20 protein-coding genes are annotated in these 23,990 nt (G+C 73.7%); 9 read left to right on the top strand and 11 right to left on the bottom strand.

Annotation, left to right across the window (positions count from 1 at the left end; translation table 11 throughout):
- The first annotated feature begins 7 nt into the window (after positions 1–7).
- A complete protein-coding gene (locus ACFXG1_RS08985; protein WP_384741833.1) occupies positions 8–964 on the top strand; it encodes a DUF3152 domain-containing protein in 957 nt (318 codons plus the stop codon).
- A 1,003-nt stretch (positions 965–1,967) separates the two neighbouring features.
- On the opposite strand, the gene ACFXG1_RS08980 is transcribed toward ACFXG1_RS08985, so the two are convergent.
- Together ACFXG1_RS08980 and ACFXG1_RS08975 are read right to left on the bottom strand one after the other, a co-directional pair.
- Complete coding sequence (locus ACFXG1_RS08980; RefSeq protein ID WP_384718736.1) at positions 1,968–3,167, bottom strand: MFS transporter; 1,200 nt, start codon at positions 3,165–3,167, stop codon at positions 1,968–1,970.
- Positions 3,168–3,172: 5 nt separating this feature from the next.
- Positions 3,173–3,775 carry a helix-turn-helix domain-containing protein gene (locus tag ACFXG1_RS08975; RefSeq protein WP_384718728.1) on the bottom strand — a complete coding sequence of 201 codons (603 nt, stop codon included), beginning with the start codon at positions 3,773–3,775 and terminating at the stop codon, positions 3,173–3,175.
- Between the two features lie 128 nt (positions 3,776–3,903).
- Here ACFXG1_RS08975 and ACFXG1_RS08970 point away from each other — a divergent pair, with 128 nt between their 5' ends.
- Positions 3,904–4,704, top strand: a complete 801-nt coding sequence (locus ACFXG1_RS08970; RefSeq protein ID WP_384718730.1) for an alpha/beta fold hydrolase — start codon at positions 3,904–3,906, stop codon at positions 4,702–4,704.
- Positions 4,705–4,719: 15 nt separating this feature from the next.
- On the opposite strand, the gene ACFXG1_RS08965 is transcribed toward ACFXG1_RS08970, so the two are convergent.
- Entirely contained in the window at positions 4,720–5,448 is a 729-nt protein-coding gene (locus ACFXG1_RS08965) for a type 1 glutamine amidotransferase (RefSeq protein WP_384718732.1), read from the bottom strand.
- Between the two features lie 224 nt (positions 5,449–5,672).
- On the opposite strand from ACFXG1_RS08965, the gene ACFXG1_RS08960 reads away from it, so the two are divergent.
- A complete protein-coding gene (locus tag ACFXG1_RS08960; protein WP_384741830.1) occupies positions 5,673–6,698 on the top strand; it encodes a LacI family DNA-binding transcriptional regulator in 1,026 nt (341 codons plus the stop codon).
- Between the two features lie 56 nt (positions 6,699–6,754).
- Here ACFXG1_RS08960 and ACFXG1_RS08955 read toward each other — a convergent pair whose 3' ends face one another.
- The gene (locus ACFXG1_RS08955; RefSeq protein WP_384741829.1) at positions 6,755–6,973 is read right to left on the bottom strand and encodes a heavy-metal-associated domain-containing protein; all 219 of its coding nucleotides are present in this window, start codon (positions 6,971–6,973) and stop codon (positions 6,755–6,757) included.
- Between the two features lie 231 nt (positions 6,974–7,204).
- Positions 7,205–7,870: a hypothetical protein gene (locus tag ACFXG1_RS08950; RefSeq protein ID WP_384741827.1), complete on the bottom strand. Its 666-nt coding sequence runs from the start codon at positions 7,868–7,870 to the stop codon at positions 7,205–7,207.
- 846 nt (positions 7,871–8,716) lie between these two features.
- Between ACFXG1_RS08950 and ACFXG1_RS08945 the strand changes: the two genes are divergently transcribed.
- Positions 8,717–9,487 carry a class I SAM-dependent methyltransferase gene (locus ACFXG1_RS08945; protein ID WP_384741825.1) on the top strand — a complete coding sequence of 257 codons (771 nt, stop codon included), beginning with the start codon at positions 8,717–8,719 and terminating at the stop codon, positions 9,485–9,487.
- A gap of 21 nt (positions 9,488–9,508) precedes the next feature.
- Here the strand turns inward: ACFXG1_RS08945 and ACFXG1_RS08940 are convergent, their stop codons facing one another.
- From ACFXG1_RS08940 to ACFXG1_RS08925, 4 genes are read right to left on the bottom strand one after another with little or no spacing between them, the layout of a single operon-like run.
- The gene (locus tag ACFXG1_RS08940) at positions 9,509–10,672 is read right to left on the bottom strand and encodes an XdhC family protein (RefSeq protein ID WP_384741823.1); all 1,164 of its coding nucleotides are present in this window, start codon (positions 10,670–10,672) and stop codon (positions 9,509–9,511) included.
- A gap of 58 nt (positions 10,673–10,730) precedes the next feature.
- The gene (locus tag ACFXG1_RS08935; RefSeq protein WP_384741821.1) at positions 10,731–13,118 is read right to left on the bottom strand and encodes a xanthine dehydrogenase family protein molybdopterin-binding subunit; all 2,388 of its coding nucleotides are present in this window, start codon (positions 13,116–13,118) and stop codon (positions 10,731–10,733) included.
- Positions 13,115–13,672, bottom strand: a complete 558-nt coding sequence (locus ACFXG1_RS08930) for a (2Fe-2S)-binding protein (RefSeq protein ID WP_384712060.1) — start codon at positions 13,670–13,672, stop codon at positions 13,115–13,117. Before ACFXG1_RS08930 ends, ACFXG1_RS08935 begins: the two co-directional genes overlap by 4 nt.
- On the bottom strand, positions 13,672–14,580 hold the full coding sequence (locus ACFXG1_RS08925; protein WP_384712057.1) for an FAD binding domain-containing protein: 909 nt from the start codon (positions 14,578–14,580) through the stop codon (positions 13,672–13,674). Before ACFXG1_RS08925 ends, ACFXG1_RS08930 begins: the two co-directional genes overlap by 1 nt.
- A 320-nt stretch (positions 14,581–14,900) precedes the next feature.
- On the opposite strand from ACFXG1_RS08925, the gene ACFXG1_RS08920 reads away from it, so the two are divergent.
- The 3 genes from ACFXG1_RS08920 to ACFXG1_RS08910 all read left to right on the top strand — a co-directional run bounded on the left by ACFXG1_RS08920 (position 14,901) and on the right by ACFXG1_RS08910 (position 19,909).
- On the top strand, positions 14,901–16,625 hold the full coding sequence (locus ACFXG1_RS08920) for a PucR family transcriptional regulator (RefSeq protein ID WP_384741873.1): 1,725 nt from the start codon (positions 14,901–14,903) through the stop codon (positions 16,623–16,625).
- A 57-nt stretch (positions 16,626–16,682) separates the two neighbouring features.
- Positions 16,683–18,776, top strand: coding sequence for an SMI1/KNR4 family protein (locus ACFXG1_RS08915; protein ID WP_384741819.1), 2,094 nt, complete (start codon positions 16,683–16,685; stop codon positions 18,774–18,776).
- Between the two features lie 362 nt (positions 18,777–19,138).
- Complete coding sequence (locus ACFXG1_RS08910; RefSeq protein ID WP_384741817.1) at positions 19,139–19,909, top strand: hypothetical protein; 771 nt, start codon at positions 19,139–19,141, stop codon at positions 19,907–19,909.
- 60 nt (positions 19,910–19,969) lie between these two features.
- On the opposite strand, the gene ACFXG1_RS08905 is transcribed toward ACFXG1_RS08910, so the two are convergent.
- Positions 19,970–20,644 carry a GntR family transcriptional regulator gene (locus ACFXG1_RS08905; protein ID WP_384741815.1) on the bottom strand — a complete coding sequence of 225 codons (675 nt, stop codon included), beginning with the start codon at positions 20,642–20,644 and terminating at the stop codon, positions 19,970–19,972.
- A gap of 365 nt (positions 20,645–21,009) precedes the next feature.
- Here ACFXG1_RS08905 and ACFXG1_RS08900 point away from each other — a divergent pair, with 365 nt between their 5' ends.
- Together ACFXG1_RS08900 and ACFXG1_RS08895 are read left to right on the top strand one after the other, a co-directional pair.
- Entirely contained in the window at positions 21,010–21,855 is an 846-nt protein-coding gene (locus tag ACFXG1_RS08900; RefSeq protein WP_384741813.1) for a (2Fe-2S)-binding protein, read from the top strand.
- 289 nt (positions 21,856–22,144) lie between these two features.
- Positions 22,145–23,239, top strand: a complete 1,095-nt coding sequence (locus ACFXG1_RS08895) for a DUF2637 domain-containing protein (RefSeq protein ID WP_384723497.1) — start codon at positions 22,145–22,147, stop codon at positions 23,237–23,239.
- Between the two features lie 116 nt (positions 23,240–23,355).
- On the opposite strand, the gene ACFXG1_RS08890 is transcribed toward ACFXG1_RS08895, so the two are convergent.
- Positions 23,356–23,754, bottom strand: coding sequence for an ATP-binding protein (locus ACFXG1_RS08890; RefSeq protein WP_384741811.1), 399 nt, complete (start codon positions 23,752–23,754; stop codon positions 23,356–23,358).
- Positions 23,755–23,990 lie beyond the last annotated feature (236 nt).

The raw sequence follows: 23,990 nt of genomic DNA, 5'->3' as shown, positions 1-23,990 counted from the left end.
AACTCCCATGGCCGACCGGCTCCCGACCGCGCCCCGACCGAGGAGCCGCGGCCGCCGCGTCGCGGCTCCGGACGGCGGTCGCGGCGCGCGGAGACCCGGCAGCCGCCGGGCCCGCCGCCGCCGCTCCCCCGCCGCGACCGCCGTCCGGGCGCTGCTGCTCCTCGTCTGTACGGGCGCCGTAGGGTGGGCGGGGCTCGCACTGCTGCCGATATCCGGTTCGGCGGGGTCCGGTTCGGCGGACGCCGGTTCGGCGCGGTCCGGTTCGGCGGATGCCCGGGACACGGCCGCCGAACCGTCACGGCGGTCGGCCCCCGGCCCCGGGACGTCGGGCCGCGCCGCGCCCGCCACCGAGGAGCCGTCCCGCGGCGACGACCGGCCGCAGGCCCGGGTCCGCTACCAGGAGAACGGACCCGGTACGTACACCTGGGCCCGGGGCACCGGTGAACGGGCCGGGAGCGGCGGGCGGCTCATCCGCTACGGCGTGAAACTGGAGGACGGCACCGGTCTCGACGCCGACGACGTCGCCGCCGAGATCCACGACATCCTGCGCCACCCCCGGGGCTGGACCCGGCACGGCGTCGCGTCCTTCCAGCGGGTCGACTCCCCGCCGTACGACATGCTCGTGCACGTCGTCTCCCCCGGCACCACCGACGAGCTGTGCGGGGCGTGGGGTCTCGACACCCGGGGCCAGGTCAACTGCGCCAACGCGCCGGACCTGGTGGTGAACGTCCGCCGCTGGGTCGATCTGAGCGACCAGTACCGGGGCCGCCCCGACGACTACCACGCCCTGATCATCAACCACGAGGCCGGCCACGTCCTGGGCTACGGCCACCGCGACTGCCCGGGCGACGGGCGGCTCGCGCCGGCGATGATGCAGCAGATAAAGGGTCTGAAGGGCTGCGTGGCGAACCCCTGGGTCTACGACACCTCGGGCCGCCTGATCGACGGGCCGAAGGTCCCGTAGCCCCTCCGGGGTGGGGGTGCGTTTCGACCACGGGCCGGTGGGTGGCTGGTCGCGCAGTTCCTCGCGCCCCTGGATGTCGTGGTCCATGTTGCTGGTGGGGTGCGGGGCCCTGGTGTGTCTTGTCGGCTGGCCGCACACCAGGACCCTGCGGGTTGCCTGTGCGGCGCGGGTCGGTCGGTCGGTCCCGGGGCCACCTCCTCGCCATCGGCGGAACTCGGGGCCTTGGCAGCGGTCACCGCTGCATCCCGCCGACGGCTGCGGGGGCGACCCCGCACCCGCCCTCCCCACGACGACGGACATGACCGCTCAGCCCAGGAGCTTGAGGGGCGCGGGGAACTGCGCGACAAGCCACCCACCGGGCCGCGGCCGGGCGGTCCGGCTGGTCGCCGCCCCTTTCGGGCGGACCGCCGGACGCGCCATCATGACCCTATGAGTGACCAGTCGTGTACAGGCTGCGGTGGGACTGGCCTGACCGAGCATGAGCAGCACACCATAGAACTGGACGAAAGCGGCAATCAGAAAGCTGTCGTCCATCGATGGACCGGAGCATGCAACCGCTGCTCGGGAACCGGCGCCATCCACCAGCCCCCACAGTAAGGAGCACCCGGTGCGCACGTGGTACCAGTGCCTCGCATGCGAATCCGCCTACCTTCCGCCGGAGTCCATGACCTACCCCTCGCACCCGGGCGTCACCGCCAGCCCGGTCTACTGCACCACCCCCGAATGTCGCGCCCGCGCCGAACGGATGGTCGCGGCGTCGGGCATGCCGATGTCGGTTTTCGAGGCGATGGCCGAGCGTGCAGCCGCTCGGGCGGAGGCGCCGGCCCCCGCATCGTCGGGCAGGCGCGCGCGTGGCGGGCGGTCGGCATCCGGCCCCCGGTCCGCGCGGAGCAAGCTCGGCTGACGACAGCCCGGCACCCGACGAAACCGCCCCCTTTCCGGAAGCTGGCTGCCTGTGTTGCGGGTGCGGCCGGGAACGAGAGGGGTATCGACGCGGCGCCTGTCAGCGTGCCCCCGGGCGGGCGGCGAGCGCCGCCGCGAGGGACGTCAGGGCCGCGGCGAGGGAGAACACCGCTTCCGCGCCCCATGCCCCCGCCACCAGCCCCACCAGGGGGAAGAGGAGTGGCGCCAGGCCGACCGTGGCCAAGGTGGTGATCGAGGTGACCCGGCCGAGCCGGTGCGGGTCCGTCGTCGTCTGGAGGAGCGCGCCGGTGAGGGTCATGGTGATACCGCTGCCCAGGCCGGTGAACGCCGCCGCCGCGGCCGCCACCGGCAGGGACGGCGTACGGCCCAGGACAGCCGTGGCGACGGCAGTCAGCAGCAGGGCGCCGACCAGGGCCGCCCCGGCCCGCGGCAGTCGCCCCGCCACGGTCAGCAGCAGCGCGGCGACGGCCGCCCCGACGCTGAACGCGCTCGCCGTCCAGCCCGTACCGGCCGCGCCCCAGCCGCGTTCGTCCGCGAGGAGAACGAGACCGAGGGCGATGGGGCCGCTGAAGCACATCTCACTCAGCCCGATCACGGTCACCAGTCGCGCGAGCGCGCGATGGCGGCGGACGTAGCGCAGACCGTCCGTCAGCTCGCGCCACGCCGAGACGGGCGCGGACGGTGCCGGTGCCGGTGCCGGGGTGGTCCGTACCGCCAGCAGCAACGCGCAGGACGCGGCGAAGAGGAGCCCAGCCACCCCGAACGCCCCCGCCGCGCCGCCCGTCGCGAGGAGTGTGCCCGCGACGGCGGGCCCCGCGGCGTTGCTCAGCCGCAGGGACAGACCGCGCATCCCCTGGACGCGGACGAGTTGGTCCCGCCCGGTGATCCGGGGCGGGAACGCCCCCACCGCGGGCATGAGGACCGCGTCGGCGATCCCGAAGAGCAGGGCGAACGGGACGAGGAGCCAGAGACCGGGCGCCGTCGCGGCGATCAGCGCGGCCGTGGCCAGAACGGTCAGACAGCGGACGGCGTCACCGGCGACGGCGACGGGCCGCGGCCCGAGGCGGTCGGCCAGGACGCCGCCGCCGAGCATCAGCACGGCGCGCGGCAGGGCGCCGACCGCGACCACAAGACCGGCCTGCGCGGGGCCCGCCACCCGGGTCGCGGCCCAGGACAGGGCCAGGAAGCAGATCACGTCGCCGGTCACGGAGAGGGTGTACGCGGCGAGCCAGCGCAGCACATTGCCGTCCCGGTACGCGGGCCCTGCGGCTCCGGCGATGGCGGTCACCTCGGGTCCGGCGACCCGGTGGCGGTGCCGGGCGCGGGAAAGATCTGCAACTGGACCACCACCGGGCCGCTCTCCGCCGTCGCCGTGTCCCGCCGGTAGCGCGCGATCACCCCGAGGAGTTCGTCGCGGAGCCTGGCCGCGTCGTCGGGCGCGAGCCGTAGCTCGGAGTCGGCGAAGGTGCTGACCTCCGCCCAGGGCACGGGCAGATACGGAATCTCCTCGGTCGCGGCGCGCAGCCGCTCGGTCGCGGCGACGGCCACGGCCCGGGTGTACGCCAGTCCGGCGTCGCGCTGTTCGCCGGTCGCGGCGGCGGGATCGTAGAGGGAGCGGCCGTGGAGCGCGCGCCACCACCGCTCGCGGCCGACGCCCCGTCCGGAGTCCTCCCCGATCAGTCCGCCCGCCGCGAGCCGCCGCAGGTGATAGCTGGCCGCGCCGGGGGTGATGCCCATGGCCTCGCCGATCCGGGTCGCCGTGGAGGGGCCTTCGCGGCGCAGCAGCCCGAGGAGGTGGATCCGCGCGGGGTGGGCGAGCACGCGCAGCGCGGCGGTGCCGAGTTCGGCTTCCGGGGCACGGGTGGGATCGGGTTCGGTGTCGGCCATAGGGGGGACCTTAGTCTCACAATATTTGTTTCGAAAGAGTTGTTGTGAGAGCTGGGCGAATGATCCGCTTATCGGAGCAAGGGCCTTTCATGGAGCCCCTGTTGGCCGCCTCCCGGAGGAGATCTCGCATGGTTTGGTCCGAACACACCGTGATCCGCGACGGCGTACGACTCGTCTGCCGCGACCGGGGCGGGCCGGGGACGCCCGTACTGCTGCTGCACGGTCTGGCGGGCCACTGCGGCGAGTGGGAAGCGACGGCCCGGCGGCTGGCCTCGCGCCATCGGGTCGTCACGGTCGACCAGCGGGGGCACGGCGCGAGTGAGCGGCGTCCGGAGGACGTGTCCCGCGCGGCGTACGTCGCCGATGTCGTCGCCGTCGCCGAACGGCTGGGCCTGGTACGCCCGGTGGTGGTCGGCCAGTCCCTGGGCGGGCATACGGCGATGCTCACCGCGGCGGCCCACCCCGGCCTGGTACGCGCGCTGGTCCTGGTCGACGCGGGGCCCGGTTCCGGAGATCCCGGGGTGCCCGCCGATGTGGGGCGCTGGCTCGACTCGTGGCCGGTGCCGTTCGTCTCGCGTGAGGCCGCCGTCCCGTTCCTGGGCGGTGGCGCCGTGGGTGCGGGATGGGCGGCCGGCCTGGAGGAGCGGGACGGTGGCTGGTGGCCGCGGTTCGATCGCGATGTGATGGTCCGGGCGCTCGCGGAGGGCGCCCGGCGGACGTTCTGGGACGAGTGGGAGCGGGTCGCCTGCCCGACCCTGGTGGTCCTGGGCGAGTCCGGTTTCGTACCGCAGGAAGAGGTGGACGGCATGCTGCGGCGAAGGCCCGGCACGGTGGCGGTCAGTGTGCCCGGGGCCGGTCACGATCTGCATCTGGAGCGGCCGGACGCGCTGTTCGCCGTGGTGTCGGACTTCCTCGGGAGCGTGGCCTGAACTGGAAGGGACGGTCTAATTCCGCGCGTACTCCCGTATGACCTGGGCCCAGGCTCCGGCCGCCCGCGTCCACACCGCGCGCAGCTCCGTCCCGGCCGCGCGGACCGAGGCGACGGCCGCGTCCGGGTCGGCTCCGGCGCGGGCGGCGGCCGGGCCGTCCGAGCGGGCCCAGTCGGCGACGGCGTCCCCGAGCACCTCGGGATGGAACTGGACACCCCAGGCCCGGGGGCCGAGCCGGAACGCCTGGTGGACGCAGTCGTCGCCGGTGAGCAGTGGTACGGCGCCGGGCGGGAGTTCGCCGATCTCGTCCCAGTGCCACTGCGCGGCCGGCGCCCCTTCCGGAACGGCGCCGAACACCGGGTCGCCGTCGGCCGCGGGCAGCCGGCGCAGGGGGTGGGCTCCCACTTCGGGTCCGTGGGGGCGGACGCGGACCGAGCCGCCGAGGGCGGCGGCCATGATCTGGCCGCCGAGGCAGATCCCGAGGAGCGGGACACCGGAGCCGGCGGCCTCCCGGACGAGGACGCGTACGGCGGGCAGCCAGGGCGCGGCCTCGTCGTCGTCGGCGCCCGGCGCGCCGCCCAGGACGAGGAGCCCCGCGTATCCGGTGAGGGACTCCGGCACCCGGTCCCCGTTCCAGGGGTGGACGAGGTGCTGGGCGACGTCCGCCGCCGTCAGCGCCTCGCCGACCAGGCCGGGGCCCGTACCGTCCTCGTGCTGGATCACCAGGATCCTGGGCGTGGTCATGGTCGTACCGCCTCCGCTGTCGGCCGGAGGGCCCTCCGGGATTCGGTGCCGCCGACCCGGTCGGCCCCGGGAACCAAAACCTTTTGAGTGGCGAGAGTGACCAATATGCTCGGCCAAAAGGTTTTGGTGGTCAAGGGATGGCCGAAGATTGACTGCCGGGCCACGGGCTCACCGACCGGCCGCCCGGTGCGTATCGCGGCGGCGACCACCAGGAGGGATACGCGATGGCCGGACCGGCCCGCACGCACCACGTTCCGGAGACCGCGCGTTCGGCCGGGATCAAGGACGTCGCACGGGCCGCCGGGCTCTCCATCACCACCGTCTCGCACGCCCTCAACGGCAAGGGCAAGGTGAACGCCGGTACCCGGGAGCGGATCCGTGAGATCGCCGACGAGCTGGGGTACCGGCCCAATCCGGCGGCCCAGGTCCTGTTGAGCGGCCGTACGGGCGTGGTGGGCCTGGCCGCCGGGCACCGACGCGCCGAGGCGTGGGAGCGCACCTACCGGCCGTACTACGCGGGGCTGACCGCCGGTGCCATGGTCGAGGCGGTCGACCGGGACTACGCCCTGGTCGTGGTCCCGGCGCGGCCCGGGAGCGAGTTGTGGACGCGGATCCCGATGGACGGACTGATCGTGGTGGACCCGGTGGCGGGCGACCCCGTGATCGCCGAGGCGGTAAGGCGCGGTCTGGCCCTGGTCACCGACGGCCGTCCGCTCGACCCCGAGCACGCCGGGATCCCGTACGTCCACAGCGATATGGCGGCGGGGGTGCCCCTGGCGCTGGACCATCTGTACGCGGGCGGGGTACGCCGTACCGGTCTGCTGACCGGCCCGGAGCTGGATTCGTACACCCTCGACAGTGAGCGGGCGTACGCCCGTTGGTGCGCGGAGCGGGGGCTGCCCGGCCGGGTGGTGCGGATCGGGGACGGGGAGTCCGCGCGGGACGCGGCCCGCAGACTGCTCGCGTCCGGCGAACGGCCGGACGGTGTCCACACCCTCAACGAGACCTACGGCGAGGCGCTGCTGGCCGTCGCCGCCGAGACGGGTGCCGCCGTGCCCGGCGACCTCCAGGTGACGGCGGCGGGTGAGGCCGAAGCGGGCTCCCGCCCGGCGCTGACGCTGCTCGATCTGGCGCCGCGCCGGATCGGCGCGCTCTGCGCCGGCATGCTGATCGATCTGCTCGACGGACGGACCCCGGCACCGGTCCCGGTGGCGTGCGCCCTGGTACGGGGCGGTTCGACCCGGGGCTGAGCGGCGGGCCGGGGGTGGGGCGCACCGAAAGGCGCGCCCCCACCCGGCGCACTCCGTTACGCGCGGCCGAGGAAGTCGTAGCCCGCTTCCTCGATCGTCTCGGAGACGAGGGCGTCGTCCGGTTCCGTGGTGGTGTCGAGGGTCAGCAGACCGGTGGAGATCTCCACCCCCACGGTGCGCACCGTGTCCAGTTCGCGGAGCGCCTTGCTGACGATCGCCTTGCAGTGACCGCTGTTGACTCCGCCGACGCGGTAGGTGGTGGTGTAGGACGCCATGACGACCCTCCCGTTCCTGTACCCCCTAGGGGTATCTCGTTGTCGTGAGATATTTATACCCCTAGGGGGTATGCGAGGCAAGTGGGTCCCCCCGGCCGCGATGGCCGAAGGACGGCCCCGGGCCCGCATGGAGGCGGTTCCCACCTGTGAATCCGGTCCACCGTCACCGGTGCGAGAAGGAGAAGCCCGGAGAAAGTCGAGCGGGCCCGGGGCGGATCGCCCCGGGCCCGCTCAGCGGCCGTATCCGGCCGACGGCCGTTCCGCGACGCCCAGCCGGGCCGCCCACTCCAGCGCGTTGGGCACCCGGGACTCCCGGGGCAGCGGGCCCGCTTCGGACGCGGAGTCCAGCAGTTCCTCCAGCGCCGACGTGTTCACGGTGCCCGCCTCGACCCGGGTCACGAACCGCTCGGCCGCCGTCGCATCGCGGTATCCGGCGTCCGCGAAGCTGTCGGCGAGCGACCGGTCGTCGAAAATGCCCGCGTAACCGTCGCAGGAGGCGGCAAGACCGTCGTCCTCGACATAGTCGGGATAGGGGGCGCGCCGCCAGCGCCCCTCCTCCCACCAGTAGAGATAGCCCAGTTCATAGCCGTCGTTCAGCTCCCGCAGCCGCTGCTGGGGCAGCCAGTCGGGGGCGTCGGCCAACAGATCGACGGGCTTGTCGCCCTCATATGTGGTGTCGCTGCAATCGACGTCCTGGCCGTAGAAGATCGCCTTTCCGTCCGGCAGCAGCGCGAGAGTCCAGCCGCCGTTGGAATGCGAACAGGACAGTTCGCGGTCGCCGAGCCGGAATACCGGTCTTGCCGTTCTGGTGACAGCGATCAGTACCAGCACGACGGCGCGTTGCCACATGCGCTCGGGCCTGCCCAGCTGTGCTGGAATCCGAGGCTCGTCGGTCATCTGTGTCCCTGCTGTCGACCTTGGTATCAGCCGTCCGAACATCCGGCGTTACCGAACCATACGACCGGACGGAGCACCGGCGCCAATGGTGTGCCGGGTGTGCCTCACGGCCGTGTCCGCCGTGGTCGGCGGGGTGTACGTGACCCCGGGGGAAAGAGCGGAACGGAAGGATTCGCTACCCCGAATTCCCTTGCCGGAATGGCTGGTACGGGTCGGGAAACGGGTGGGGGCGCTGTTGTGGATCAGCATCTGACGCACCAAAGGGATGACCGGTCGGGGAATCGGATCTCGGGGATTCACGTCTCGGGGAATGGGGACAAAGGCCGGAAACGATCGCCGGAACGGCCGGGACCCAATCGGCCGCGGGAGTCCGGCGGGACGTTCCCGGAGTCCGTACGGCGGACCGACGCCCGGACCGACGCCCGGTCCGGATCGCGGCCAGGACCGCGGTCCGGTACCGTCCGGTTCCCCGGTACGGTCCCGGGCCCGGCTCGGCCGGAGCGCCGCGGGCTCCGGTGCCGGGCGTCCGGCACCGCGCCCGTGGACGCCGGGCGGACTCATGGGGGCGAACGTAGCCGCCACCTCTGGTCCGATGTTCGCATTTGCTTACCGTTTACTCACCCGCTCATGTCGCGTCCGGCCGGAATGCACCGCACAGGGATCCGGCCGTCACACATCCGTCCCGCGGATGTCGGCCGCCCGCCCGCGGGGCCCGGGGGCCGCTACACGGTGCCGCTCCCCGGTATACGGACGGAGAGCGCGCGATGTTCAACGGCCGGGCCCGGGCGGGTGGGAGAAGCCGTCCGGTCGGCGGGCGCGTACGTCGCAGGCCGTAGGCTGACGCCGGTGTTCACCTCATCAGGACCCACACTCCGCGAACTCGCCGTCCAGGCGCTCTCCTCGGTCGAGCGGGGATACGACCTGCTGGCGCCCAAGTTCGACGCGACTCCGTTCCGTACCCCCGATCGTCTGCTCGATCCGTTCGTCTCCGCGGTGCGTCAGCTCGGGCCGTTCCGTATCGGTCTCGACGTCTGCACCGGTACGGGGGCGGGCGTAGGGGTCCTGCGCCGACTGTGCGAGGAACGGGTCGTCGGGGTGGACTTCAGCTCCGGGATGCTCGACCTGGCGCGCACCGCGGAGGGGGCGGCCGCGACGGAGGACACGCCGAGGCCGGAGGGCGCCGGGCGTCCGCCGTCCCCCGCCGTCGACTGGGTACGCGCCGACGCCCGCGCGCTGCCGTTCGGCCCGGGTTTCGATCTGGCGGTGAGCTTCGGGGCGTTCGGGCACTTCCTGCCCCGGGAGCGCCCGGCGCTCTTCGCCGGGATCCACCGGGCCCTGCGTCCGGGCGGGATCCTCGCCTTCCCGCTGCCCGCGCCGCCGCCGGTGGGCTCGGGGCCGTACTGGGCGCTGTGGGGGTTCGACACGGCCATGCGGGTCAGGAACCTGGTGTGGCGGCCGCCGTTCGTCATGTACTACCGCACCTTTCCGCTCGGTCCGGTACGGGCGGATCTGACCCGGGCGGGGTTCTCGGTGGAGCTGATGCCGATGGAGGAGCTGGGCCGGCGGCCGGACGGCGGCCCGAACTGCCGTCTCGTGGTGGCCCGCCGCGCCCTCTGATCCCCCGGTCGCGGCGCGTCGTCAGGCGGCGGAGCCCACGGGACCGGGGCGCGGCCGGCCGTGGTGGACCGGACCCGGTCGCGGTCCGTCGTGGTGGATGGGTGTCCCGGCCCCGGTGAGCGGCAGTCCGCCGCCGCCCCGGCGGCAGGCCACGATCTCCGCGGCGATCGACAGCGCCGTCTCCTCCGGGGTCCGCGCCCCCAGATCGAGCCCGATGGGGCTGCGCAGCCGGGCCAATTGCCCGTCCGTCACCCCGGCGGCCCGCAGGCGCCGTTCCCGGTCGGTGTGCGTCCGCCGCGAGCCCATCGCGCCGATGTACGCGACCGGCAGCCTCAGCGCGTACTCCAGCAGCGGAACATCGAACTTGGCGTCGTGCGTCAGCACACAGAGCACCGTCCTGGCGTCGGTCTCGGTGGTCCGCAGATAGCGGTGGGGCCAGTCCACGACGACCTCGTCGGCCTCGGGGAAGCGCTCGGCGGTGGCGAAGACCGGACGGGCGTCGCAGACGGTGACGTGGTGGCCGAGGAACTTGCCGACCCGTACCAGCGCGGCGGCGAAGTCGACCGCCCCGAAGACGATCATGCGCGGGGGCGGGGCCCCGGCCTCCACCAGCAGGGTGAGGGGGTCGCCGCAGCGCCCGCCTTCGGCGCCGACGGCGATCGTGCCGGTCCGGCCCGCCGCGAGCAGGGCGCGGGCCTCGGCGACGGCGGTCAGGTCACGCTCCGGGGGTCCGCCCAGGGTGCCCTCGTACGAGCCGTCCGGCGCGACGGCGAGGGCCCGGCCGAGCAGGTCGCCGGGACCGTCGACGATCCGTACCAGCGCCGTGGTCCCGCCCGCGGCGGCCCGGGCGACGGCCGCCGCCTCGGGTCCGTCCGGGGCGACCGGTACGACCAGGACCTCGATCTCGCCGCCGCAGGTGAGCCCGGTGGCGAAGGCGTCGTCGTCGCGGTATCCGAAGCGTTCGCGTACGGGCCGCCCGTCCCGCAGGGCCTGGGCGCACAGTTCGTACACCGCGCCCTCGACACAGCCGCCGGAGACGGATCCGAGGACTCGCCCCTCGGTGTCGACGGCGAGGGCGGCGCCGGGGAGACGGGGCGCGCTGCCGCTGACGGCGACGACGGTGGCGACCGCGATGGTCCGCCCCCGCCGGATCCAGCGGTGCAGCTCCTCGGCGATGTCGAGCACGGGCCGCTCCTTTCCTCGCGGGGTTCCGGCGCGGTCCGGGCGCCGGGCCGGTCACGGCTCAGGCCGTACCGGTGAGATGTTCCGGGCGGACGGGGACCCGGTTCAGTTCGAGACCGGTGGCGGCCCGGATCGCCGCCAGGACCGCCGGGGTGGAGGAGAGGGTCGGGGCCTCGCCGACCCCGCGCAGCCCGTACGGCGCGTGGCTGTCGGCGAGTTCGAGGACGTCGACGGGCATGGTGGGGGTGTCGAGGATGGTGGGGATCAGATAGTCGGTGAAGGAGGGGTTGCGGACCTTCGCCGTCACGGGGTCGACGAGGATCTCCTCCATCACCGCGACGCCCAGGCCCTGGGTGGAGCCGCCCTGGATCTGGCCGACGACGGAGAGCGGGTTGAGGGCCTTTCCGACGTCCTGGGCGCAGGCCAGTTCGACCACCTTCACCAGGCCGAGTTCGGTGTCGACCTCGACGACGGCGCGATGGGCGGCGAAGGAGTACTGCACATGGCCGTCGCCCTGTCCGGTGACGAGGTCGAAGGCCTGGGTGGGCCGATGCCGCCACTCCTGTTCGACCTCGACGATCTCGTCCTCCAGGACGTCGGCCAGGTCGGCGAGGACCTCGCCCGCGTCGGTGACGACCTTGCCGCCCTCCAGGAGGAGTTCGGCGTGCGCCCAGGCGGGGTGGTACGAGCCGAGCCGGCGCCGCCCCAGGTCGAGGACGCGTTCCCGGACGGTCTCGCAGGCGTGTTTGACGGCGCCCCCGGTGACGTACGTCTGCCGGGACGCGGAGGTGGAGCCGGCCGAGCCGACGCGGGTGTCGGCGGGGCTGATGGTGACCTGGGCGACGCCCAGTTCGGTCCGGGCGATCTGGGCGTGGACGGTGATGCCGCCCTGGCCGACCTCGGCCATCGCGGTGTGGACGGTGGCGACGGGGACCCCGCCGACGACCTCCAGGCGGACCCGGGCGGTGGAGTAGTCGTCGAAGCCCTCCGAGAAGCCGACGTTCTTGATGCCGACGGCGTAGCCCACACCGCGGACGACGCCCTCGCCGTGGGTGGTGTTGGAGAGTCCGCCGGGCAGGGCGCGGACGTCGGGGGCGCCGCCCGCGACCTCCCACTGGCGTTCCGGCGGCAGCGGCCGGGCCTTGACGCGGCGCAGCAGTTCGGCGACGGGCGCCGGGGAGTCCACGATCTGGCCGGTGGGCATGGTGGCGCCCTGCTCCATGGCGTTGAGCCGCCGCAGTTCGACCGGGTCCATGCCGAGGGCGGCGGCCAGCTTGTCCATCTGCGCCTCGTAGGCGAAGCACGCCTGGACGGCGCCGAAGCCGCGCATGGCACCGCACGGCGGGTTGTTGGTGTAGAGCGCGAGGACCTCGATCTCGACGTCGCCGACGACGTACGGGCCGATGCCGAGGGACGCCGCGTTGCCGACGACCGCCGGGGACGAGGAGGCGTAGGCGCCGCCGTCGAGAACGATCCGGCAGCGGATGTGGGTGAGCTTTCCGTCGCGGGTGGCGCCGTGTTCGTACCGCAGCTTCGCGGGGTGGCGGTGGACGTGTCCGAAGAAGGACTCGAAGCGGTTGTAGACCATCTTGACGGGCTTGCCGGTCCGCAGGGCCAGCAGACAGGCGTGGATCTGCATGGACAGGTCCTCGCGGCCGCCGAAGGCGCCGCCGACGCCGGAGAGCATCATCCGTACCTTGTCCTCGGGCAGTCCGATGACGGGTGCGATCTGGCCGAGGTCGGAGTGGAGCCACTGGGTGGCGACGTACAGGTCGACGCCGCCGTCGTCGCCGGGTACGGCGAGTCCTGACTCGGGGCCGAGGAAGGCCTGGTCCTGCATGCCGAAGACGTATTCGCCGGTGACGACGGTATCGGCGCGGCGGGCCGCGGCGGCGGCGTCGCCGCGGACGACGGGCTGCCGGTGGACGATATTGGGGTGGGGGACGTGCCGGCTGTGGCCGTCGGCGCGGTGTTCGTGGACGAGTACGGCGCCGGGCGCGGTGGCGGACGCCTCGTCGGTGACGACGGGCAGTTCCGCGTAGTCGACCCGGATCTTCGCGGCGGCCCTGCGGGCGGTCTCGGGGTGGTCGGCGGCGACCAGGGCGACGGGTTCGCCGTGGTGGCGGACCTTGCCGTGGGCGAGGACGGGGGTGTCCTTGATCTCCAGGCCGTAGTGGGTGACGGCGGTGGGCAGGTCCTCGTAGGTGAGGACGGCGTACACCCCGGGGACGGCGAGGGCCCGGGAGATGTCGATGGAACGGATCTCGGCGTGGGCGGTGGTGGAGCGCAGGGTGTGGCCCCACAGCATGTCCTCGTGCCACAGGTCGGAGGAGTAGGCGAACTCGCCGGTGACCTTGAGGGTGCCGTCGGGGCGGAGGGTGGACTCGCCGATACCGCCACGGGTGCGGGAGCCCTGGGTGAGTCCGGTGGGGGTGCCGGTGACGGTCATCGCGCGGTGCCCTCCTCGGCCGGCCGGCGGGCGGCGGCGAGCCGGACGGCGTCGAGGATCTTCTCGTAGCCGGTACAGCGGCAGAGATTGCCGGAGAGCGCCTCGCGGATATCGGCGTCGGAGGGTTCGGGCCGGCGTTCCAGCAGTTCGTCGGCGGCGACGAGGAGGCCGGGGGTGCAGAAGCCGCACTGGACGGCGCCGGCTTCGACGAACGCCCGCTGGATCGGGGCCAGGTCGTCGCCGGGGGCTGTCGCCGTGTCTTCGGCGGGGTGCCCGGCGCGGCGGCGGGCGTGTTCGGTTCGGCGGCGGGCGTGGTCGGCGAGCCCTTCGACGGTGACGACGTCCCGGCCCTCGGCCTGGCCCGCGGCGACGAGACAGGAGCAGACGGGGACATTGTCGAGCCGGACCGTGCAGGATCCGCATTCGCCCTGTTCACAGGCGTTCTTGGAGCCGGGGAGGCCCAGCCGTTCCCGGAGGACGTACAGCAGGCTCTCGCCCTCCCAGACATCGTCGGCCACTTCGCGCCGTCCGTTGACGGTGAGACTGATCCGCATCAGGCCGCTCCCTCGGTCGTGGTGTGCGTGTTCCCGGGTCCGGTCCCGGTCCGGTACTCCTCCCAGGCCCAGGTCAGGGTGCGGCGGGCCAGGACGCCGACGGCGTGGCGCCGGTAGGCCGCGGTGCCTCGGACGTCGTCGATGGGGTCGCAGGCCCCGGCGGCGAGGCCGGCGAACTCACGGGCCACGGAGGGGGTGACGACCTTCCCGTTCTCCCAGAATCCGCCCTCTTCCAGCGCCGCGCCGAGGAACTCCTCGGCCGTCTTCGCCCGGACGGGGGTGGGGGCGGCGGATCCGATACCGGTACGGACCGTCCGGGTGGCGGGGTGGAGGGCGAGGCCGAAGGCGCAGACCGCGATCACCATCGCGTTGCGGGTGCCGACCTTGGCGAACTGCTGGGGCCCGTCGGCGCGGGCGATCCGGACGGCCCGGATCAGTTCGTCGGGGGCGAGGGCGTTGCGTTTGACGCCGGTGTAGAAGTCGTCGATCGGGATGAGCCGGGTCCCCCGTACGGAGGCGGCCTCCACCTCGGCGCCCGCGGCGAGCAGCGCCGGATGGGCGTCCCCGGCCGGGGACGCGGTGCCCAGGTTGCCGCCGACGCCGCCCCGGTTGCGGATCTGGGGGGAGGCGACGGTACGGGCGGCGAGCGCCAGTCCGGGCAGCTCGGTCCCCAGGTGTTCGATGATGCGGGTGTACGGGACGGACGCGCCGAGCCGCACGGAGTCCTCGCCCACCTCCCACCGGCCCAGTTCACCGATCCTGGTGAGGTCCATCAGGTGGCTGGGTCTGCGGTGGTCGAAGTTGATCTCCACCATGATGTCCGTACCCCCCGCGACGGGGACGGCGGTGGGGTGCGCGGCCTTGGCGGCGAGGGCCTCGTCCCAGGTGGCGGGCCGGAGGAATTCCATGCGCTGGCTCTCTTCTGTGGCTGTCCCGGCCTCGGCGAGGCGCGCGGGCGGTCGTCCCGGTCGTGCGGGCGGTCGTCCTGGTGATGCACACGGCGCAGCTTCAGTACACAGAGCCGTGCTCCACCCGGTGCAGTCACCGAACCCCTGAAGGAGTTGGCTGGTCCGTACGGACTTCTTGTAGATTCAGACAAGGGAAAGACGGGAACCTGGGCGCGGTGGGCCGGTACCGCCGGTGACCGGGACGTCACAGCGGAGCCCCGGAAACACCCCCGTACACCATGCACACCACGGGCTACGAGAAACGGATCGGCGGCTACGGAATGCGGCTGCGCGCACTGCTGGAGAACGACGCGCTGGGGCTGCGGCTGCTCGGCGGGGACGACGAGCTGGACCGCGCGGTACGCGGGGTGATGACCACGGACCTGCGGGACCCCAGCCGCTATCTGTCGGGCGGTGAGCTGGTGCTCACCGGCCTCGCGTGGCGGCACGCCCCGGCGGACTCGGAGCCCTTCGTCCGGATCCTGGCCAGGGCCGGGGTGGCGGGTCTCGCGGCCGGGGAGGCTGAGCTGGGGGCCGTACCGGAGGATCTGGCCGCGGCCTGCGCCCGGCACCGGCTGCCGCTGTTCGCCGTCAACGAGGCGGTGGCCTTCGCGACGATCACCGAGTACGTGGTGCGGCAGGTGTCGGGCGAGCGGGCGGACGATCTCGCGGCGGTCGTGGACCGGCACCGGCGGATGATGACCGCGGGCCCGGCGGGCGGCGGCCCCGAGGTCGTCCTCGGTCTCCTGGGCTCCGATCTGGACCTGCGGGCCTGGCTGCTCTCCCCCACCGGACGGCGGATCGCGGGGCCCGGGGACACCCCGGAGGCCGCGGCGCCGTCCACCGCCGTACGGACGGCGCTGGCCACCGAGCACCAGGCGGCCGAGCGCGCCGGCCGCCGGGCGCCGCACCGGGTGACCGTGGCGGGGACGACGTACTCCCTGTTTCCCGTCGGTCCCGCCGACCGGACCCCGGCCGCCGCGGGGGACGTCCGGAGCCCGGCCCGCGGGGACGACGCGCTCTCCGACTGGCTGCTCGCCGTCGAGGCGGACGCCGCCGACTGGCCCGCCGCCCGGCTCGATCTGCTCCAGGGCGTGACCCAGCTGATCGCCGTGGAGCGGGACCGCAGGGACGCGGCCCGTACGGTACGCCGCCGACTGGCCCAGGAGGTGCTGGAGCTGGTCCGGACGGGCGCGGCGCCCGCCGAGGTCGCGGCCCGGCTGCGGGTGGCGGCCCCGGTCCTGCTCCCGGGCGCGGAGACCGCGCCGCACTGGCAGGTCGTGGTGGCCCGGGTCGACCGGGGCCAGGAGGGCACCGCGGAGGACGCCGCGGACTCCGGCGGATCGGGCCCGCTCGCCCGCGCCCTGCTGGAGGAGATCCTCGTCGACCCGTCGGCCGTCGGTGCCGAACCGGGCGAGCGGATCGCCGTCGCCCATACGGGTGGCGAGGCGATCGCCCTCGTACCGCTGTCGGCGCTGCCGCCCACCGGGGACACCCCAGCCACCGAGGAGTCCCTGCACGCGGACGCCCTGCTGGCGGCGGTGCGCGAACCCCTGACGGCCGGTCTCGACGGCGACGGGCGGCTCACCATCGGGGTGAGCGCCGCGGTCTCGTCGGCGGAGGGGCTGCGCGGCGCGCTGGAGGAGGCGCGGCACGCCCGCCGGGTCGCCGCCGCCCGCCCGGGCCGGGTGTGCGCGGCGGGCCACCACGAACTCGCGTCGCACGTCCTGCTGCTGCCGTTCGTCCCCGACGACGTCCGCCGGGCCTTCACCGCCCGGCTGCTGGACCCGCTGCGGGAGTACGACCGGCGCCACCGCGCGGAGCTGATCCCGACCCTGGAGGCGTTCCTCGACAGCGACGGCTCGTGGACCCGGTGCGCGACACGGCTCCATCTGCATGTCAACACCCTGCGCTACCGGGTGGGGCGGATCGAGCAGCTGACGGGCCGTGATCTGTCGCGCCTGGAGGACAAGCTGGACTTCTTCCTGGCCCTGCGGATGAGCTGACCTGCGGCGGGGGCCACGGCCGGCTCCGTTGTCAGTGGCGGGTGCCACCATCGCCGTATGACCTCGACAGGCGAGACGACGATCGGATCCCCGTTCGACTGGCGGGAGTTCCTGACCCGGTGGAGCGGGGAGTGGGCGGACGCGCGGGTCCCCGGCGAGGCGGGTGGGGAGGACGAGCAGGACGAGTCGGATCAGGAGCTGATCGCGGCCCGGTGGCTCGGCCTTCCGGGGGCGTCGGACGCGGACATCGCCGCCCTGGAGGAGCGGATCGGCCATCGGCTGCCGCCGTCGCTCGACACGTTCCTGCGGATCAGCGACGGCTGGCGGCCGGCCGCCCATCCCGTCTACCGGCTGGCCGGGACCCGGGAGATCCGGCTGTACGAGGACGAGTGGGGCCTCGCCGAGGTCTTCGGAGTGCCGGACGAGGACGCGTCGCCGGAGGAGCTGCTGGAGGCCGGGATGTGGCACCGGTCGTTCGGTCTGCACGCGGAGACGGATATGACGCTGATCCTGATCGATCCGTTGGACCGGGACGCGGACGGCGAGTGGGCGGTGTACGAGTACGCGTCCTGGCGGGCCGCGCCGCCCGACCGCTATCCGTCCTTCCGCCATTACATGGAGCATCTGCACCGGTCCTTCCACCGCTCGGCCGCCTACAAGGCCGAGCGGGGCGAGCGCCCGCCGCTCGTCAACGACACGACGCGGGCACAGGACGCCGCGGTGGAGCGGGCCCGGCGGGCGGCGCTGCGCGGAGAGTACGAGGAGGCCCTGACCCTGCTGCGGGAAGCCGGGGAGTACGGCAGACCGAGGGCCGGGGCGCTGCGGGGACAGTTGGAGTGTCTGCTCTCGGCACAGGCCTCGGGGTTCTCGGCGCACTCGGGGTTCTCGGCGGACGCCCTCGCGGTCGATCCGGTGTACGCCCCCGATCTGCTCCCGGTGGCCGCGGCGGGCTTCGCGGCCACCGCACGGCACTACGGCCCCACCGGCAGGACGTGGATGCTGCTCGCCCGCTGTACGACGCGCGAGGCGCGGGAGACTGCGGAGGAGGCACTGCGGGTGGCGCGGGAGGGGACGTATCGCTTCACGGCCGACGGGCCGCTCGGCGACGCGGCCGACGAGGCACGGGCGTCGGCCCGCTGGGGCCGGTGGAACGAGGCGTGGCGGCTGCTGTGGGCCGCGCTCCCCCACTGGCGGCCCCTGGGCCCCGACCATCTGGCACCGCTGGGACTGCTCGCGGATCCGGTACTGGGTCCGGTGATCACCCCGGAGCGGGCCCGGCTGCTGCTGGCCCTGCCCCGGGGCGAGTTCGCGGGGCCGGAGCGGGACCGGTCCGGAGAGACGCCCGGGGACGATCCGGTGGGTCTCTCCTGGCTGGAGGACGAGGCGCCGGAACGGTTCCGCGACGGCTATCGGGTCGTGTTCGTCGCCGACCCCGATCCGGCGGGGCTGCCGGCGCGGCTCAAGGACCCGGGCGGAGGCGGCCCCGGACCCGGCGGCGGCCCGCGGCGGGAGGTGCTTCCCGGGCCGGACGGGTTGTATCCGCTCCTCAGCAGGTGGGACGCGAGACGCGGGCTGGACCTGGCGCTCGGGAGTACCTCGTACGGCGACCGGGCCCTGGCCCGGGTCGGGCAGGCGGCCCCCGGGTGGAGCTTCGCCTTCGACGGCGACCCCAAGAGCTTCGGCGAGGAGCGGTTCGCCTCCCCGGCCGCCGCCGCGTCCACCGGGACCCGGGCGGTGGTCGTCTGGCACAGCGTCAACAGCTACGACCGGACCCGGACCCGCTTCCATCTCTCCGTCGGGATCGACGGAGAGGAGGTATGCGCGTTCGATGTGACGGCCGGGGACGTCGAGCCGCGCTGGACCGGGGAGATACCGCCGTGGCTGGCGCTCGACGGCTTCCCCGGGACGACCGGGGAATGGCGGGGCGACGAGGACCCGTGCGCGCCCCACCGGGGGCTGTCGGGGGCGCGCGACGCCCTGGGAGCCCTGGAGCGGGCCCTGGGGCTGACCCTGCCGCGCGCCGCCCTGCTCGACGGGCCGCTGCACAGCTTCGTCACCCGTTCATGGCTCCGTCCGCCGCGCCCCGGCGACTTGTACACGACCGTCTCCTTCACCTCTTTCAGGCGACCGGATCCCGGTGAGGGCGCGTGAACATGCCTATACCACGCACCTCTCGCCGGGCCCGGCGGGCGAGGGCCGGCGCGACCCGGCGCGGGAGCGCGGCGGCGCCGGTCCCGGGGATGAACGGGGCCCGCCTTGCTGACAGTTCGGCGCATCGAGCGGGCCAAGATCGCCAACTCCCCGACGATCATGGGCCTCGGATGAATCGTCGCTGTTGACGCGCATCGAGGGCGTCTTGTGGATCAATATCACGGATCGTCACGCACCTCGGGGCCAAAGATTGTGAATTGATTCACTCAACCCCTTGGCCCGGCGGGCCGATCCATGCTGAGATTCCCCATACTCAACAGCTCGACGGCGTGCTCGGGGAGGGCGTAGTGGCGCACACCGCCATGTCTGGTTTCGGGACCACAGCGGGTGACGATCCACTCCGGACCGCGGTGTGGCGGCTGCGTTCGCGCGGCTGCTGGACGGACGCGGCGGCCCTGCTCGCGCCGCACGCGGCGGATCCCGCCGCCGCGCTGGAACGGGTCGGGCTCCTGGTGGAGCGGTGCATGTACACGGGGGACGGCTGGGCCGACGCGGAGGACGCCCTGCGGACCGCCGAGGCGGGGGCCCGGGACGACGAGGAGCGCGGGGGCGCGGCGTGCGAACGCGGCAGGCTGGCGTACGCGGCCACCGTCCTCGGGGTACGCGACCGGGCCGACGAGGCCAGGACGGCGCTCGGCAGGGCCGCGGCCCTGCTCTCGCCGACCTCGCCCGCGCGACCGCTGCTGGACTTCCGGCGGGGGCTGCTCGCCGAGCACATCGCGGATTCACCACAGGCCGCGCGGGCGGCGTACCGCAGGGCGCACGAGGGTGCCGCCGCGGGCGGCGACCGGCTGCTGATGTCGTTCACCTTCCACCACCTGGCCCGGATCGCCCTCCGGGAGGGCGAGACCGCGGAGGCCCGGCACGGCTTCTCGGAGGCGCTGCGGCTCCGGGTGGAGCTGGGCTATCTGATCGGTGCGGCCCCGGCGCTCGCGGCCCTCGCGGACTGCGAACCGGAGCCGGAGGCACACCGCCTGCGCTCCGAGGCGGGCCGCCTGTACCGCCTGCTGGGCGGCGTCCCGGTCTGGCTGGCGGACCGCGTCCCCCACCAGTCCCCGGAACCCGCAGCCTGAGCCTCGGCAACGCCGAGACCCCGGCCCGAGGGCCGCACTTCCACGAGGGCCCGCTCCGGGCTATTCCGTGGCGGTGCCGTCACCGAAGTGGTTCAGGATCTCCGTCCGCGCCGCCGTTCCGTTGCCCGTCTCCAGCGCGTTCAGCAGACGCATGTGCTGGGCCGCGTCCGCGACCAGGCATGTGCCCTTCGGCGGCCACTGGGACCGCCGGTGGAGATCCTCCGCCACGGCCACCAACTGGCCGTTGCCCGCGAGTTCCAGGATCGCGCGGTGGAAGGCGCGGTCCGCCTCCGCGTACCCGGCGCGGTCGCCGCTGGCCGCGACGACGGCCGTCGCTTCGGCGTAGGGCCGCAGTCCGGCCCATCGGCCGGCCGGGAGCGTGCGGGCCAGCCGCAGGACGACGGGCGCCTCGATCAGGGCCCGGACCTCGGCCAGTTCGGCGCGCTCGCGGGGGCTGCGGACGGCGACACGGAAGCCCCGGTTGGGGACGACCTCGACCGCGCCCTCACTGGCGAGTTGCTGCATGGCCTCCCGTACGGGCGTCGCCGAGACCCCGAACCGCAGGCCGAGCGCCGGTGCCGAGTAGACCTCCCCCGGGGCGAGATCCCCGTCGACGAGGGCCGTACGCAGGGCCTGGAGGATCTGTTCCCGTACGGAATGGCGGCGGATCTCGCGGTGCCCGAACGGAACGGCGGTCCCGCCGTACGGATACCCGTCCTCGGGGGCGTCGGCCACCACCGGGCCGCGCCGGGGCGGGCCGCCCTCGGGCCATGCCGATCCGCGCGCCTCGCCCCGCGGCGACGGTACGGCCGGCGGCGTGCGCGGGCGTGGTACCCCGCCCCCGCTCCTGTCCCCGCTCACGGCCGGCGGCGACCCCGTCGGCGCGGCGGCTCCGGAAGGTACGGATCCGGGTCGGGTCACACCCGCGTCCCGCGTCGGGGCCTGCTCCACTCGGGTCCTCCTCCGGCCGGCCGGGGCCCGGTCGCCGACCGCCCGGCCTCCCGTGGTGCACCATAACGGCCGGGCGCCCCGTTCAAACAGCGGCGGGCTCGGGTAAGGTAAGCCTTACCTGAAGTCGATCGTGGATACGGCGGTCCCGCATGACCCTGCCCGCGCTGCTGCCCGCCCCCGCCTCACCCCTGGCGGACGCCTACGCGCGCCTCGGCGAGGCGTATCCGGGCCTGGCCTTCCGCGAGCTGTCGCCCGGGGACCCCGTACCGGCCGGCGACGGCTGGTTCCGGGCCGACGAACTGGCCGCCGGCGGCGCCGCGCTCGACGGCTTCCTCGCCTGGGACGCCGACCAGATCCGCCGCGACTACGGCGAGGAGGCCCGCCCCGACGTGGTCGCGAGCTTCGGGCTGCACCGCTACGCCTGGCCCGCCCTGCTGCTGATCACCGTCCCCTGGTTCCTCGGCCGCCGCGTACCGCGCGTCGACCCGGCCGGAGTGGCGTATCAGCGGGCCCTCGGCCGGCTGGCGGTCCGGGTGACCGACTTCGCCTGCCTGCCGGGCGATCCGGCCGCCCGGCTGCCCGGCGCCCGGGTCGTCCGGGACGAGGCGGCGCTGCGCGACGAGGTCAGGACCGCCGTCGCCGATCACATGAGCCCGCTGCTGGAGGGCTTCGCGCCGCGGATGCGGCGCGGTCGCCGCGCACTGTGGGGCATGGTGACGGACGAGGTCGTCGAGGGTCTCTGGTTCGTCGGCGAGCGCCTGGGCGAGCAGCAGCGGGCCATGACGGAGCTTCAGGAGCTGCTGCCCGGCACCGTGAAGCCGTACGTCGGCACACCCGGCTTCCGTACCCTGTCCGGCCCTTCGGGCGAGCGACTCTCCACCCGGGACCGCGCGAGCTGCTGCATGTTCTATACACTGCGCCCGGACGACACCTGTGTCACCTGCCCGCGGACCTGTGACGCGGACCGGGTGGCCCGGCTGCTGCCGAACGTCTGAACCCGGGCGGGCGGACGGCCCGGAGAGGCGTACGGACAGCTGCTGACGCCTCGTCGGAAGAGCCTGAACCGTTGTCACGCTCCGGATGTCACACCCCCCCTCCGGGTGATATAAATCGTACGCAACTCCCACTGCCCGTACGGCAGTTCGAGGAATTCGTATCTATCCGTATGCCGTATGGCCCCATTGGCGTTCTCTTGCCACCAAACTCTCCTGGGATCGCCCGGACTTCGGTCAGTATGGCGGCCGACCGCCTACCGCGACGCAGATGTAAAGGGACGCCAACAACATGAGAGACATATCGCTATCCTGGCTGCTTCCCGGCGGCGTGATGCTCGTGGGAGTCCTGGTCGCGATCGTCGTGGTCCAGCGCGGCAAGAAGGCCGCCACCAAGACGCAACCGGAAGATTCCTGGGAACGGAGTGAGGAGCGCCGCAGGCGCAAGGAAGCCATGTACGCCTCGGCTTCCTATGTACTCCTCTTCTGCTGTGCCGCGGTGGCCGCCGCGCTCTCCTTCCACGGTCTGGTCGGCTTCGGCCGGCAGAACCTGAACCTGTCGGGGGGCTGGGAGTACCTCGTGCCCTTCGGTCTCGACGGCGCGGCGATGTTCTGCTCGGTGCTCGCCGTCCGCGAGGCCAGCCACGGTGACGCGGCCCTCGGCTCCCGCCTGCTGGTGTGGACGTTCGCGGGCGCCGCGGCCTGGTTCAACTGGGTGCACGCTCCCCGGGGTGTGGACCACGCGGGCGCGCCGCACTTCTTCGCCGGGATGTCCCTCTCGGCCGCGGTCCTCTTCGACCGCGCCCTGAAGCAGACCCGCCGGGCCGCCCTGCGCGAGCAGGGTCTGGTGCCCCGCCCGCTGCCGCAGATCCGCGTCGTCCGCTGGCTGCGGGCGCCTCGTGAGACCTTCAACGCCTGGTCGCTGATGCTCCTTGAGGGTGTCCGCACGCTGGACGAGGCGGTCGAGGAGGTCCGTGAGGAAGAGGTCAAGAAGAAGCAGCACAAGATGCGCACCCGGGACCAGGCGAAGCTGGACCGCGCCCGCATAAAGGCGCTCAACCGGCAGCACCGTGCCTGGGGCCGCGGCCGGGTGATGCCCGACCCGAACCTTCCGGCGCTGACCGCCAGCCCGGCGGGCGGGTCCGGTTCGAGCCAGTCCGGCGGTGGCGGCGCGCAGGCGCTGACGGAGAGTTCGGCCACCGTAGCGGAGCCTGCCATAGCAACGGGACAGCTGCCGCCTCGATCCATGCACTCCCTGGAGCCCGCGGCATCGGCCGCCCCCGAGCCTAAGGTCGTCGACCTGACGGCGGAGGACGACACGATGACCCTGCCCAGGCTGGATTCCCTGGAGCGGAAGCTGAAGGACTTGGAGCAGCAGTTCGGTTAGACCGCGAGCCGTTCCCGTCCCCGATGTGTCACGTGAGGAGGCCGGCCCCGGATTCCGGGGCCGGCCTCCTCACGTTCCGTCGCGCCGTCGGACCGCTCGGCCCGGTGGCCCCGGTCTCAGCAGGCGGCGTTGAGTTCGAACCAGACGACCTTGCCCGCGTGCTGGGTCCTGACCCCCCACGAGTCCGCCAGACTCTGGACCAGTGCCAGGCCGCGGCCGTGGGTGTCGAGGAGGTCCGGCTGCTCGTGGCGCGGCACGGAGCGGGCGGACGGCGGCTCCGGGAAGCCCTCCACGAAGTCGCGGACCTCCACCCGCAGGGTGGAGGTGCCGACCGTCTCCGGTCCGACCGTGGCCGTGACGACCGCGCCGTGATCCGTATGGATCAGCGCGTTGGTGACCAGTTCACTCGCGAGCAGTTCGGCGACGTCCGCGGTACCGCCGTCGCCCCACTGTCCGAGCAGTTCCCGCAGTCCGTGCCGGACCTCCGGGACGGACTTCAGATCCCCGCACCCCATCCGCCGGTGCAGTCGCTCCCCTCCATGGTCCCGTCCGGGCTGTCGTCCCCCGTACCGGCCGGATCCGCCCGAGGCGGAACCGGCCCCTCCCTGACGCCCTGTCATCATCCCCACCCGTTGAACGCCGGACTCCTCGTCACGACGGTGCGTACCGACCATTCCACGAGAGCCCTGCCCTGTTCGGCGGTGGGCCACGCATGACGAAATGGTCAAGACGCCCGGGGAGGGGGTTTTTT

Origin of the sequence: Streptomyces sp. NPDC059248 (assembly GCF_042753905.1) — a bacterium.
In the GTDB taxonomy this organism is placed as follows: Bacteria; Actinomycetota; Actinomycetes; order Streptomycetales; family Streptomycetaceae; genus Streptomyces.
The sequence above is the reverse complement of the archived record's forward strand: the minus strand, read 5'-3'. Positions and strand labels throughout refer to the sequence as shown.

What these genes read in the sequence shown, in the direction of transcription:
- ACFXG1_RS08955 (WP_384741829.1), bottom strand. Translation starts at nt 6,973, where the DNA reads ATGGCGTCCTACACCACCACCTACCGCGTCGGCGGAGTCAACAGCGGT.
- ACFXG1_RS08910 (WP_384741817.1), top strand. Translation starts at nt 19,139, where the DNA reads ATGTCTGGTTTCGGGACCACAGCGGGTGACGATCCACTCCGGACCGCG.
- ACFXG1_RS08965 (WP_384718732.1), bottom strand. Translation starts at nt 5,448, where the DNA reads ATGACCACGCCCAGGATCCTGGTGATCCAGCACGAGGACGGTACGGGC.
- ACFXG1_RS08960 (WP_384741830.1), top strand. Translation starts at nt 5,673, where the DNA reads ATGGCCGGACCGGCCCGCACGCACCACGTTCCGGAGACCGCGCGTTCG.
- ACFXG1_RS08895 (WP_384723497.1), top strand. Translation starts at nt 22,145, where the DNA reads ATGAGAGACATATCGCTATCCTGGCTGCTTCCCGGCGGCGTGATGCTC.
- ACFXG1_RS08900 (WP_384741813.1), top strand. Translation starts at nt 21,010, where the DNA reads ATGACCCTGCCCGCGCTGCTGCCCGCCCCCGCCTCACCCCTGGCGGAC.
- ACFXG1_RS08930 (WP_384712060.1), bottom strand. Translation starts at nt 13,672, where the DNA reads ATGCGGATCAGTCTCACCGTCAACGGACGGCGCGAAGTGGCCGACGAT.
- ACFXG1_RS08985 (WP_384741833.1), top strand. Translation starts at nt 8, where the DNA reads ATGGCCGACCGGCTCCCGACCGCGCCCCGACCGAGGAGCCGCGGCCGC.
- ACFXG1_RS08915 (WP_384741819.1), top strand. Translation starts at nt 16,683, where the DNA reads ATGACCTCGACAGGCGAGACGACGATCGGATCCCCGTTCGACTGGCGG.
- ACFXG1_RS08950 (WP_384741827.1), bottom strand. Translation starts at nt 7,870, where the DNA reads ATGACCGACGAGCCTCGGATTCCAGCACAGCTGGGCAGGCCCGAGCGC.
- ACFXG1_RS08920 (WP_384741873.1), top strand. Translation starts at nt 14,901, where the DNA reads ATGCGGCTGCGCGCACTGCTGGAGAACGACGCGCTGGGGCTGCGGCTG.
- ACFXG1_RS08935 (WP_384741821.1), bottom strand. Translation starts at nt 13,118, where the DNA reads ATGACCGTCACCGGCACCCCCACCGGACTCACCCAGGGCTCCCGCACC.
- ACFXG1_RS08890 (WP_384741811.1), bottom strand. Translation starts at nt 23,754, where the DNA reads ATGGGGTGCGGGGATCTGAAGTCCGTCCCGGAGGTCCGGCACGGACTG.
- ACFXG1_RS08975 (WP_384718728.1), bottom strand. Translation starts at nt 3,775, where the DNA reads ATGGCCGACACCGAACCCGATCCCACCCGTGCCCCGGAAGCCGAACTC.
- ACFXG1_RS08970 (WP_384718730.1), top strand. Translation starts at nt 3,904, where the DNA reads ATGGTTTGGTCCGAACACACCGTGATCCGCGACGGCGTACGACTCGTC.
- ACFXG1_RS08925 (WP_384712057.1), bottom strand. Translation starts at nt 14,580, where the DNA reads ATGGAATTCCTCCGGCCCGCCACCTGGGACGAGGCCCTCGCCGCCAAG.